This is a genomic window from Roseateles toxinivorans, assembly GCF_004362525.1.
GTDB lineage: Bacteria > Pseudomonadota > Gammaproteobacteria > Burkholderiales > Burkholderiaceae_C > Paucibacter > Paucibacter toxinivorans.
Map to the genome: position 1 here is coordinate 57,115 of NZ_SNXS01000016.1, position 11,972 is coordinate 69,086.

10 protein-coding genes are annotated in these 11,972 nt (G+C 64.8%); 3 read left to right on the plus strand and 7 right to left on the minus strand.

Annotation, left to right across the window (positions count from 1 at the left end; translation table 11 throughout):
• Positions 1 to 5: 5 nt before the first annotated feature.
• The 7 genes from DES47_RS27330 to DES47_RS27360 all read right to left on the minus strand — a co-directional run bounded on the left by DES47_RS27330 (position 6) and on the right by DES47_RS27360 (position 8,113).
• Positions 6 to 1,346 carry an acyl-CoA thioesterase/bile acid-CoA:amino acid N-acyltransferase family protein gene (locus tag DES47_RS27330; protein WP_166652207.1) on the minus strand — a complete coding sequence of 447 codons (1,341 nt, stop codon included), beginning with the start codon at positions 1,344 to 1,346 and terminating at the stop codon, positions 6 to 8.
• Entirely contained in the window at positions 1,343 to 2,701 is a 1,359-nt protein-coding gene (locus tag DES47_RS27335) for an acyl-CoA thioesterase/bile acid-CoA:amino acid N-acyltransferase family protein (protein ID WP_133703954.1), read from the minus strand. The genes DES47_RS27330 and DES47_RS27335 overlap by 4 nt, the downstream gene beginning before the upstream one ends.
• 23 nt (positions 2,702 to 2,724) lie before the next feature.
• A complete protein-coding gene (locus tag DES47_RS27340) occupies positions 2,725 to 3,615 on the minus strand; it encodes an alpha/beta hydrolase (RefSeq protein ID WP_133703955.1) in 891 nt (296 codons plus the stop codon).
• 18 nt (positions 3,616 to 3,633) lie between these two features.
• The gene (locus tag DES47_RS27345; RefSeq protein ID WP_133703956.1) at positions 3,634 to 4,497 is read right to left on the minus strand and encodes a VOC family protein; all 864 of its coding nucleotides are present in this window, start codon (positions 4,495 to 4,497) and stop codon (positions 3,634 to 3,636) included.
• A 29-nt stretch (positions 4,498 to 4,526) separates the two neighbouring features.
• Positions 4,527 to 5,981 (minus strand): amidohydrolase family protein, encoded by a 1,455-nt coding sequence (locus tag DES47_RS27350; RefSeq protein ID WP_166652208.1) that lies wholly within the window; start codon positions 5,979 to 5,981, stop codon positions 4,527 to 4,529.
• Between the two features lie 174 nt (positions 5,982 to 6,155).
• A complete protein-coding gene (locus tag DES47_RS27355; RefSeq protein ID WP_166652209.1) occupies positions 6,156 to 6,560 on the minus strand; it encodes a RidA family protein in 405 nt (134 codons plus the stop codon).
• A gap of 47 nt (positions 6,561 to 6,607) precedes the next feature.
• Complete coding sequence (locus DES47_RS27360; RefSeq protein WP_208115138.1) at positions 6,608 to 8,113, minus strand: amidohydrolase family protein; 1,506 nt, start codon at positions 8,111 to 8,113, stop codon at positions 6,608 to 6,610.
• 618 nt (positions 8,114 to 8,731) lie between these two features.
• On the opposite strand from DES47_RS27360, the gene DES47_RS27365 reads away from it, so the two are divergent.
• From DES47_RS27365 to DES47_RS28885, 3 genes are all read left to right on the plus strand, one after another.
• Positions 8,732 to 11,020, plus strand: a complete 2,289-nt coding sequence (locus DES47_RS27365) for a TonB-dependent receptor (RefSeq protein ID WP_133703960.1) — start codon at positions 8,732 to 8,734, stop codon at positions 11,018 to 11,020.
• Positions 11,021 to 11,034: 14 nt separating this feature from the next.
• Positions 11,035 to 11,730 (plus strand): helix-turn-helix domain-containing protein, encoded by a 696-nt coding sequence (locus DES47_RS27370; protein WP_133703961.1) that lies wholly within the window; start codon positions 11,035 to 11,037, stop codon positions 11,728 to 11,730.
• 96 nt (positions 11,731 to 11,826) lie between these two features.
• Entirely contained in the window at positions 11,827 to 11,967 is a 141-nt protein-coding gene (locus DES47_RS28885) for a hypothetical protein (protein WP_166652212.1), read from the plus strand.
• Positions 11,968 to 11,972 lie beyond the last annotated feature (5 nt).

Below are 11,972 nucleotides of genomic sequence, written 5' to 3' on the forward strand. Positions count from 1 at the left end.
CGTCCTCAGTAGCCAAACACAGAGTGGTAGTGCGCCACCATCGCATCCCAGGACTGGCGGCTGGTGCGTGCCGTGCCGGCCGGTGTGCCGCCGCAGGCCAGGAAGATGCCCAGCAGCGAATGCAGCACCGCCGGTGTGAAGGTGGTGACAGTGTTCGGAAACGGTGTGATGTGCCCGGTTTCTTTCAGGCACAGATGGCGGTAGGGATGTTTGAAGGCTTTGGCCCGCAGGCGGTTGACGATGAGGTCTGATCCCCAGGCGCTGGGCCACATCTGGTCGTCCACGCCGCTGATCAACAGCACGGGACCGCCCGCGCGTTCTACCGGCAAGGGGTTGGCGCGGGTTTCGGGCTCTTCCAAGGTTTTGCGGTACTCAGGCGTCAGCGCATAGCCCTTGGGTTCAGCCAGGCCGATGCGGCGCATGCGGTCCCAATCGGGGTCGTCGCCGGCGCCGCAGTGCGGAATCGGCTCGCCACGGAAAGTGAAGCTCGGGCCACCGAAGCCCTTGTCCGGGTCCCAGCCGACGCTGGTGGTGTACATCGGCACGATGCCGATCACGCCCTGAACGTACTCGGGCAGGAACGAGGCCAGCGCCATCACCAGCTCGCCGCCCCGCGACGCACCCTGAATGGCGATGGTTTCGGCGCCGAGCGCCTGCTGCGCCCACTGGAAGCCTTCTTCGAAGTACTCGAGCGGAATCGCGGCAATGAACTTGGGCAGGTCGTCGTAAGCAAAGTAGGCGAGGCAGACCACGTCGTAGCCGAGCGAGGCCAGCACCGGGGCGTAGCCAAGCTCCAGGCCACCGCCCGAACCGGTGAACGTGAAGATGCAGCCGCGCTTGCGGCCATCAGGCAGGCGGCGCTCTTTCCAACGGAACACCTGTCCGCGCAGCCGACCATCGCGCAGTGGCACTTGCTCGATGCCTTCGGCCAGCCGACGCAGGCTGAGCGTGGTGCTTGCGCGCAACTGGCCATCGGTCGACGCGCTCAGCTCGAAGACATGCGGCTTGACCGGGTCGATTTGCGGCGAGCCGAGCTTGTGTGCCTTCTCGGTGGCGTCGATCATGAACTGGCGATCGGTGTCACTGGGCGGCCGCATGGACCACAGCAGGCCGGCTGCGTCGACACCTTCATAGGTGCCGTGTTCGCTCGGTGCAGTGGCCAGGTCGATCTCGCCTTGGGCATCGGCAACGAAGTGGCCGTGGGCCGCCCAGGTCACGCCGGCATCGTCCACCAGCGTGCTCGTGATGCGGACGGTTTCTCCGGGCGCAAAGCCGGCTGCAGTGATGGCGATCGCGGTGGGCTGCAGTGCGTCGCTAGGTGTGGCGGTGAGGGTGGCGCGGGTCACGAAGGCTGTCCTTTGATTGCGGGCTCGCCAAACACAATGCGGTAGTGCTCGACCATTGCGTCCCAGGTTTTCCGGCTGGCCAGCGCCGTACCGGCCGGCGAACCGCCACAGGCCAGGAACACGTTGGCCAATGAGTGAAAGACGGCGCGCGACAAGCTCGTCACGGTGTTGGGCGTTGGCGTGAGGTGACCTGTGTCGTCCAGGGCCAGATGGCGATAGGGGTGCGCAAAGCCCTTGGCGCGAAGGCGGTCGACGACGCGATCGCTGCCCCAACTGCAAGGCCACATCTGGTCGTCCTTGCCCGAGATCAGCAGCAGCGGGCCTCCCGCAAGTTCCACCGGCAATGCGGCGTTGGCGCGCACCTCGGGCCGGTCCAGGTCGGCGCGGTAGCCGGGTGTGGCGGGGTAGCCGTAGGGCGCCTCATCGCCCAGGCGCTTCATGTCCACCAGCGAGCGCAGGTTGTTAGACGGCGCAAAGGGGATGTCCTGGCCGCGAAACGTCCAGCTTGGGCCGGCGACACCTTGCGCTGGATCCCAGCCCGCGCTGGAGGTGTACATCGGCACGATGGCGATCGCACCCTTCACGTATTCAGGCAGGTACGAAGCCAGCACCAACGTGAGCTCACCGCCGCGCGACGCTCCCTGGATGGCGATGCGCGTCGGTCTCAGCTCGCGCTGCATCCACTGGAATCCTTCTTCGAAGTACTCAAGCGGGATGGAGGCGATGCCCCTCGGCAGGTCTTCGTAGGCGAAGTAGGCCAGGCTCAGCACGTCGTAGCCGAGCGACGCCAGCAGCGGTGCGTAGCCCATTTCCACACCGCCACCCGAGCCGGTGAGGCTCATGATGGCGCCGCGTGGGCGGCTGCGGTCCTTCCAGCGCAGCACCGTACCGCGCAGCCGTCCGTCGCGCACCGGCAGCAGCTCGATCCCGTCGACGAGCCGGGTCAAACGCACCGTGGCGCGGGCGCGCAGCGTGTTACCCGTGTGGGCCGTGAGCTCCACATTGATCGTCTTGACGGGATCGAAGTGCGGCACGCCCATCTTGTGCGAACGTTCTGTCGCCTGGATCATGAAGTTGCGGTCCGCCAACGGCGACGGCAGCATCGACCAGAACAGGCCTGTCGGGTCGATGCCTGCGTAGGTGCCCTGTTCGCTCGGTGCGGAGTCAAGGTCGATCGCGCCGTTGCTGTCTGCCACGAAGTCACCGTGAGCGGCCCAGGTGACGCCGGCATCGTCGACCAGCCTTGAACCGATGCGGACCGATTCGCCGGGCGCAAACCCAGCCGCAGCAATGCGAATCGGTGTCGGTTGGAGGGCTTCGGGCGGTGTTACGTGGAGGCTGGCTGTTGTGTTCATGTGGGACTCGGGTTGATTCCGGTTCAGGCCACGCCGTGCAACCAACGTAGACCCTGGCTCAGGGCCACGAAGGGAGCCGAGCTGTGGTTCTCGTTGGGGAAGACCGCGCTGGTGACCCGGCAGCCGGCGCGTTGCCCTATCAATGTGGCCATACGCTGCGAGTCGGCCACAATGTCAGGGATGCCACCCATGACGCCGAAGTACTGCTTCCAGACCGGCGTGTCGAGCACCGCTGCCCAAGCCTTGGCGAATCCCTCGGGTGTCTCTTCGTCTCCGGCGGCGATGTACACCGAGACATCGATCGGTTCAGCCTCACGCACGAAACGCTCTGCGCGGTCGAACATAAAGGGCTTCCTCCACCATAGCGACGAACCCACCGCAAAGTAGCGCCTGAAGCGCTGGGGGTCGCTCAGCAGGGCGTGCAGGGTGAACAGGCCACCGAGCGAGTGGCCGGACAGGGTCCACTGCTCCGGGTCGATGCCGCACTCGACTTCGAGGGCCGGCTTGAGTTCGTTGTTCAGGAAGGCCAGAAAGCGATCGGCCTGGCCCGACGGTGGCGCTGGCGTACCGAGAATCTCGCCGTACGGCGCATCCCACTCGGGCCAGGCGACGGGCGTGAGCTCCGTGTTGCGTGCCACCATGGCTGGCACGGCGGAGTCGAGCACATAGCCCACCGAAACCAGCGCCGCCGGCGGCAGGTTGCCCGACATCTCCAAAAAGCTGGCGAGCTGAAACGCAGTGCCGCACGCGTAGTTACCGTCCAGTGTGAGCAGACCATGCAACGGGCCGTCGGGTCTGCGCATGGCCGGCAGCGTCACCGTGACCAGGAAGCGGTAGCCAATGTGGTCCGGCTGCACGGTCCAGACCTCGGTGCGAAGCAAGGTGTTGCTCTTCTCGCGGGAAATGATCTTCATGCTGGAGACGCCTCTTGTTCAGCAGTTGATGGGCTCGAACACGGTGCTCACGCCGCAGGCCTCGTCGGCCGCGACGATCAAGCCTTGGCCGAAGGCCGAATGACCGACGTTGTGGCTCTTCAGGTGCGCGGCACAGGCGTCGATGGATGCGGTCGAGTAGTGCAATGCGATTGGCAAGCCGCCCAAGCCACCCAGGCCCGCACTGGGCAGGTGCTTGCCATAGCGCTCGGTAGCGCGTGCGATCGTCGTCACTTCGGTCACCTCGCCGCGTGGCCCGACGAAGGAAAACCCGTCGGGCCCGGTGCTGGTCGGCGCGCCTTCGTACACCGTCGTGAAGTAGGCCAGGTCCTTGGCCGGGTCGTCGGACATGTACACGAGCCGCGTCACGTCACACACGGTGTTGGCGTGGTGCGTGTAGGCCTCGATGAAGATCGTCTCGGGCTTTTCGTGCACCGAATGGAACAGCGACATGTAGCGGTGCTCTTCACGCCAGAAGTAGAACGACGAGCTTGCGGTGTAGTCGGGCGTGCCGTCGGGCCGCACGATCTTGCGGCGCGCGCTCAGAATGGGGTAGGTGGTCAGGCCCGCAGCCTTGAGGCGTTCGGTGTCGGCCTCCAGGCTATTGCTTTGCAGGCTGACATTGGCCAGGCCCTGTCCGGCCGCCAGGCGCGGGCGGTATTGCGCATTGATCGCGGGCGGCGCGTCGCCAAGGAAGAACAGCTCCAGATAAGTGTTCTTCAGGTGGATCACCGAGTTGGCCGAGCCGATGGCCTCGTGCTTGGCGATGGGCCGCACGTGAAAGCCGAGCTGCGCGTAGGTGGCCACGGCGGGCTCCAGCGGCTCAACGAGGATGAGGAAGTGATCTAGGGTTCTCACGGGCATGGCTGGGGTCTCGTTGCGCAGCGGTTCGGTCAGGTCAGCTTGGGCATTTGCAGCACCACCGGTGGCATCGCTGCATAGGCAGCCTTGATGCGTGCAAAGCCGTCGCGCAGGGCGGGCTCGCGCAGCAGGTGCTGGCCCGCGAGCACGCTTTGGATGCGCCGCGTGGCGTGGATGTCTTGCAGAGGATCGGCGTCCAGCAGCAGCAGGTCGGCGCGGCCCCCGACGCTGACCGTGCCGTCGGCTGCGCCTTCGCCGTGGTACTGGGCGGCCAGGCGCGTGCTGTTGTGAAGCGCCTCGTGAGGCACCAGCCCGCAGTGCTGCGTCAGGCGCACCAGCTCTTCGTGCAGCGAATGCCCGGCCACCAAGGTCGGGTTGGGGTAGTCGGTTCCCGTGAGTACACGCACGCCCGCGCGGTGAGCGGCGGCAATGCTCTGGCAGCTCAATGCGTAGGTTTCGTCGTACAGATACTGCTTGTCCGGGTTGTTGCGGTACATGGCCAACAACGGGCTGTCCGGGGCGAGCAGCGCTTTGTGTAACGTGCTCATGTGGTCCCAATCGGGCGCGTCCATCGGGAGGCGCCCGCCGATCACTTCGATGCGGTGCGAGACGGCCGCAGTGCCGTGCAGCCAGGTACCGTGCTCGGCCATCAGGCGCACCAGGCGTTCGCGCCGCGCCGCGTCGCGCCGCTCGGGGCCGCGTTCGTTGTAGAAAAGCTCGGCCACATGCGCGATGCCCTGCTGGCCACGTCGGATGGCGGCCTCCACACCCACGGCGATGGGCACATGGCCCATCACGCGCACGCCGCGGCGCTGGCACACCTCCATCAAGCCTTCATAGCCCTCGGCCGGCAAGTTGCTGTAGGGCTTGGCAAAATCGAAGCCCATGTCGGCAAGCTGTTCTCCCGCGCGGCGCCCACCTTCGAGATCGCCCACGCCGTAAGTCATCAGCGGCGAGTGGATGATCGGTGCGCCGTCGACGATGGGGCTGCCTACCGTCATCGTCGGGCCGACCAGGGTGCCGGATTTGACGCCGTCGCGCATCCAAAGGGCATCGGGGCAGCCCGCCATGACTTCGATTCGCGTTATGCCGCAGGCCAGCAACTCGAAAAGCTGCAGTTCGTAGGGCAGCACGAGCTGGCTGCCGTCGCCGCCGTCCCGGACCATCCCGGCAAAGGCTTGCGCCCAGCCCGCAACCATCGGATGGGCGTGGATGTCCGACAGGCCGGGCATCAGAGTGCGGCCAGTAGCGTCAACCACCACGGCATCAGCGGGCAGCGACGAGCCTGTGGGCTGCACGGCCTCGATGCGGGCGTTGCGCACGACCACGTCGTGCGCGGTCAGCACGTCGGTGCCCAGCATCGTGATCACACGCGCATTGCGGAACACAAGCGCGCGGTCGCGGTCGATCTTCTCATACAGCCCGGCCGTGAGAGAAGCATCTGCCCGGCACAGGCTGCTGCGCTCTTTGGGGGTGATGTCGGCCAACGAGGGCGGTGGCCCGCTGGGCGCACCGGCAGCGGCAAGCCGCGGCGAGCGGTCAGGCGAAAACGCACCGCTCATGAAGTGCAGCGGGCAGCACCAGCGGCTCCAGCGCTGTGGCGCACGGGTGCCCTCGCTCAGGGTGGGGGTGGCAGCAAGAATTGGATTCATTTCATGACCTCATGGAACAGCGACAACCGCCTCGACTTCGACCACCATCTCCGGCGCGAACAACCCGGCCACCTGGAGCGCCAGGCTGGCCGGCCGGTGCTCGCCGAAGAAGCGCTTGCGCACGGGCCCCATTGCGGCCAGCAAGCGCATGTCGGTGACGTAGACGGTGAGCTTCACAACGTCTTGCAGCGCTGCTCCGCTGGCCTCGCACACCGCCTGGATGTTCTTCAGTACCTGCTCCATCTGCGCCGCGGGGTCGCCCACGCCGACCATGCGGCCTTCGCGGTCGAGCGCCACCTGACCGGCGACGAACAGCAGGTTGCCGGCAGCCACCTTCATGCCATTGGAATAGCTGTTGTTGATGGGTGCCGCCATCGTGGGCGGGTTGACCAGGCTGATGCGAGGGTTGCTCATGGCGGGTTCGGCAGAGTGCTGCGGGGGCTGGTCCTGGGCTGCGCCGCTCATGCTGCCGCCGGTACGGGCATGCGGGCAAAGATCGCCTTGGCTCGCTCCACGCCGCGGTCCATCGCGGCGCGATGCAGGTAGGCGTTGCCGAGCATCACACCGGCAATCTGGCGCGTGGCGCCGATATCGCGGCTGGGGTCGGCGTTGAGCAGCACGAGGTCGCTGCGCTTGCCGGTCTCCAGCGTGCCGGACACAGACGACTCACCATGGTGCGCTGCTGAGTTGACCGTTGCGCAGCGCAGCGCCTCCAGCGGCGTCATGCCCACGTCCTTGACGAACCACTCGAGCTCGTCGTGGATGGTGTGCGGGCCCGTGCCATTGCAATTGCCCATGTCGGTGCCGGGGACGATGCGCACGCCCTCGGCCTTGAGCGCTTTCATCATGTTGATCGAGTGCAGCAGGCAATCGGTGCCCTGGGCCACGAATTGAGGGTTGCCGCTGAACATCTGCACGATCGGCCCGGCAGGACGCATCAGGTGGCGCAAGACAGGGTCGAACACGCCTGCGGCCTTGAAGGCGTCGGGACGCTGCCCGATGTCGTACTCGAACATCATCGACACCGTCAGCGTGCTCTGCACCGTCACGCCCAGCTCGGCGCTCAGGCGCGCACGGCGAGCCATCATGTCCAGGTTGCGGCGCTCGGATTCGGAGTCGTTGTAGAAGTACTCGAAGACATGTGCCACGCCGCGCTGGCCTTTGCGCAAGGCATGCTCCACTGACACCGCCGCCGGGATATGGCCGGTGACTTCGATGCCCAGCGCCTTGCACTCGTCCATCAGCAGGTCGTAAGCCTCTAGGCCCAACCGGGTATAGGGCTTGGCGAAATCGAAGCCGAGTTCCTGCAGCCGCCGTGCCGCCGTGCGACCGCCTTCGGGGGTGCCGATGCCGTAACTGATGGCGCTGCCCCAGACCAGCGGGTAACCGTCAATCACGGGCGAAGCCACGCGCATCGCCGGTCCACGCAGGCGGCCTTGGCGGATGCTGTCGCGCAACGCCAGGTCTTCGGCCGAGCCCGCCATCGCCTGGATGCGTGTGATGCCACCAGACAGAAACAGGAACATGAGCAAGTCGTAGGGCAGCTGCAGGTCTTCGGCCTTCACCTGTGGTCCGAACATGCCGGCCCAATTGCCCGAGATATGCATCAGCGGCGGATGGCAGTGGTTGTCGGCCAGGCCCGGGATGACATGCTGGCCCTGCGCTTCGATCACGCGCGCGCCTTCGGGGAGCGCGGCGCCGGTGGGTTGCACGGCGCGGATCACGCCATCGCGAACCAGGATGTCGTGGTTGGGCAGCCCCTCGTCGCCTGTCATCGGCCACACCGTGGCGCCGCGGAGCACGACCCAGCAGCCGGGCTCCGCCACATCGAAGAGATCCTTGGTGTGCTCATCGCCGCGCGATGCCCACTCGGTGGCTTTGGGCGCCGTGCCATCAATGAAGCTGGGCGGCGGCTCGCTGGGCGGGGGCGCGGCAACCGCGGCGCCCATGCCCATCGGCAACATCATCGCCATGTGCATCGGGCAGCACAGCATGCGCCAGCCGTTCGCGCTGCGACATGGCGCGTGAGATGCTGGGGTATTCAGATGGAGTGTCATTGCGAAGTGCTCTCTGACCGGTGTGTGGGGTTGGCAGGGATCAAGTCGGTGAATCGGCCGCTCGCGCAAAGACGACAAGCCTGAGGTAACGCGGCTGCACCATCTTCAGCAGCGCGACGGCGGCGACGAACAAATCGCCGGTTGCGATCAACAGACGTACATGCCGAGCGCCTGTGCATCTTGGATAGGTCGCACCGGCAGCGCGGCGAGTTGCTTCTGTGTTCGCGAATCATGTATCGCACCTCATGCCTCAACGTCAGTGGTCAGAACAAACATCGTGAGGCTCTGGTAAGCAGATGAATCCCGGCCCGACGCGTTGCAAATGATCATAGCGAATATTGACCTCATGTCAATTGACAGTCAACCAGGCTTAGGTGCTCATTCCATATATAGAGGCATTTATTAGGGAAACCACGGAGGGATAGGATTCGCAAATCATTGACACAGGGTCAAGTTTTTGATCGAATTGTGGCGCAGCCCAAGCACCAAGTTTCGGGCGCCCCACACCACCCGCCAGGAGGCTTGCCCATGTTGTCGACCCGTCTTACCCGTCGCGCTTTGTCTCGATCAAGCATGCCGCGCACCCCGCGGGACGCCGCGAAGCTGACCTGCATCGCAAAGGCGGTTGCCGGCGCGCTCGCACTGGGTGCTTGGTCAGTTGCGATGTCCCAGGAGGTTCCGCCTGTCGAGGAGACGGCCACCAATCGCAAGGAGGCGACCCAGCTTGGTACCGTCGTGGTGACGGCCACCAAACGCAAGGAGGCGATCCAGCAAGTGCCGATGTCCGTCAAGGCCATCACTGGCGACCAGTTGGAGGAAAGAGGTGTTTCCTCGCTGGAAGAAGCATTGCCAGGGGAGCCAGGCCTCGTCATCAACAAGGGCGCGACCGCGGTCAGCCGCAACATTGCGATCCGAGGGGTCACCGACACCGGGTTCTCGCTCACCCAATCAACGGTGGCGATCTACATCGACGAACTGCCGACCAGCGTGGTGCAGGCCTCGGGCAATGTGGATCTAGCGCTGTACGACATCGACAAGATCATCCTCATCCGTGGCCCGCGCAGCACGTTGTACGGTTCGGCGGCGTTGGGCGGAACGATCAAGATCGAGACGCGCAACCCCAGCCTGAAGGCCATGGAAGGGTCCGCTCGCCTTGGTTTGTCGAAGACGCAGGGCGCCGGCGACTGGAACCAGGAACTCGTGGCCAGCGTGTCGACGCCGCTTGTGAAGGACCAGATGGCGGTGGGCATCACGGCGTACCGCAACAAGCAGGCCGGCTATGTCGACCACCCGACCCTTGGCAAGGATATCAATGAGGTCACCACGGAAGGCGTGCGAGTCGCACTGTTCGGCCAGATCACGTCGCATTGGAGCGTGTCGGGGCGGATCTACTCGCAGGACATCAAGGCCGGGAACGGTTCATTGTTTCTTCCTGGCACCGACTTTCAGGCCAAGCCGACTGCAATCCTTGAGCCCTGGAGCGACAAGCTCAGTGCAGGCAGCGTGGCGCTGAAGTACAGCGGTTCGGCATTTGAGTTCGTCTCGGCCACGTCGTACTTCGACAAGACCGCCACGTACGACTCCGACAACACGGGATTCTTTGGCCCATTCGGCCCAGGGTTCGGGCTGCCGGCGAACCAGATCTACCGCTCGATTGGCGAGTTCAACTCCAAGGTATTCGCGCAGGAGTTCCGATTCCTCTCGCCCGATGTGAAGACTGGCCTGACCTGGTCCGCTGGACTGTTCTACTCGACCGAGAAAACAATCAACAATTCCGAGACGCCAGTGCCCGTGATCGGCAACTTCTTCGGCTCGGCAAGCAGCACTGACCGCAAGCAAACGGCCGTATTCGGCGAACTCGGCTACAAGTTCGCCAATGGCATCACCGTAAACTCGGGGCTGCGCTACACGAAGTACACATCCGACGACAGCAATACGCTGATTCAATTCGGCGCCCCTTCCCCGGCATTAGCCCGCCTTAGTGAGAAGCCGGTTACGCCGCATTTCTCGGTGTCCTACGCTGCTGGCAGAGACACCTACTACGCACAGGCCAGCAAGGGCTTTCGCCTGGGCAAGACGAACTTCCCGCTCTTCATTCCGCCGGGTCTGAGTTTCACGCAGCCGGCATTTGCGGGAAGCGACAGCCTCTGGACCTATGAGGCCGGGGCCAAAACGAGCTGGCTGGCGAACAGGGTAAACCTCAACGTAGCCGTTTACACGACCCGCTGGAAGAACCCACAGCTGACGGTGTTCGCCCCCACCGGCTTCACGTATGCCGACTCGCTGGGCCGACGCAACCCGGGTGCCGGCATCGACGTGAACGGCTTCGAGATCGACCTCGTTGCGCGTCCGACCTCAGCCTTGCAGGTGTCGGCCGGCGTCGGCTATGTCGACTCCAAGATCAACAAAGACGTGATCGGCCTGGACACGGTGACGGACCCGGCGACCTTCGCGGTTCAGGAACGCGTCACGCCGAAGGGCACGAGGGTGGTTGGCATTCCAAAACTCACGGCGAATGCCACGGCGCGCTACTCGTTCAGCGTCGGCGAGCTGCCTGCATTTGTTGGTGGCAGCGTGCAGCATGTGGGCAGCTATAACAGCGACTTCCGAACCAGCCCAGGCTCCAACCGCGTGCTGGGGGGCTACACAGCTCTGGACTTGCGCGCCGGCGTGGACATCAATGATCTGAGCTTGACGCTGTTCATCAACAACGCCACCGACACGCGACCCTACGTGTTTCAGAACACGCTCCCGCCTGAGACCGTGGGATCCATCCGTCCGCGCACGACGGGCATCGTCGCAACGTATCGGTTCTGAGCGTGGGGCGCGGCGTGGATAATCGCGCCATGGTTGCACATCTAGACGAAACCCCGGAGGATCCGATCGAGGGGGAAATCTCGCCGCAGATTGCCAACCTTCGCACGGCACTCGGTGCGCGGCTGCGCGGCCACCGCATCCATCGCAACATGACCGGGGTGGCCCTGTCGAGCGCGGCGGGCATCTCGGGTGCGATGCTGTCCAAGATCGAGTCGGCCGAACGCATCCCATCGCTGCCGGTACTTGTTGCATTGGCAGCCGCATTGGGTGTGGAAGTAGGCGACCTGTTCGGCAGCTCGGCCGGATTGACCGAGCCGGTGCTGGTGCGCGCCGGTCAACCTCTGAGCACCCGGAAGGTGGATGACGACGACCTGGTGCAGATCGAGCAATTGGGCGTCATGGAGCTGCCCGAAGTGCAGATCCGCCTCTTGCGCATGCGGGCTGCCAAGGGCTGCAAGACCATGAAACCAGTGCAGTTTGACGGCTTCTGGATCGACCATATCGTCAAGGGAGAACTCGTCGTGTGCATCGGCGAGCGCGAGTACCACCTTCGCGCGGGCGACACCATGACCTACCGGGGCGAGGTGCCGCACTACGGCAGGTTTCCCGGGGGTGCTACCGAGGTTCTGGCGGTGCAGGGCTGGATCAACACCAATGCCCAGCGCAGGATCAAGCTCGATGGTGCCCTGCTGTCGCCTGGTCAACGCTGACGGATGGACTGCCGTGTTTGGCGGCAGCTCCCGGTGACGAAGCCCCTGGGAAGAGCGCGCGCCGTCGGGCCCGAGGGGACGCAGTCGTTGACGCACATGGCACGTCAGGTCATCGGCCACGACCGGACGCTGATCACCCCCCATGGCTCGCATCGCATGGTCTATGCCGACTGGACCGCCAGCGGCCGCCTGTACCAGCCGATCAAAGACCGGCTTCTGCGCGAAGTGGCCCCGTGAATGGC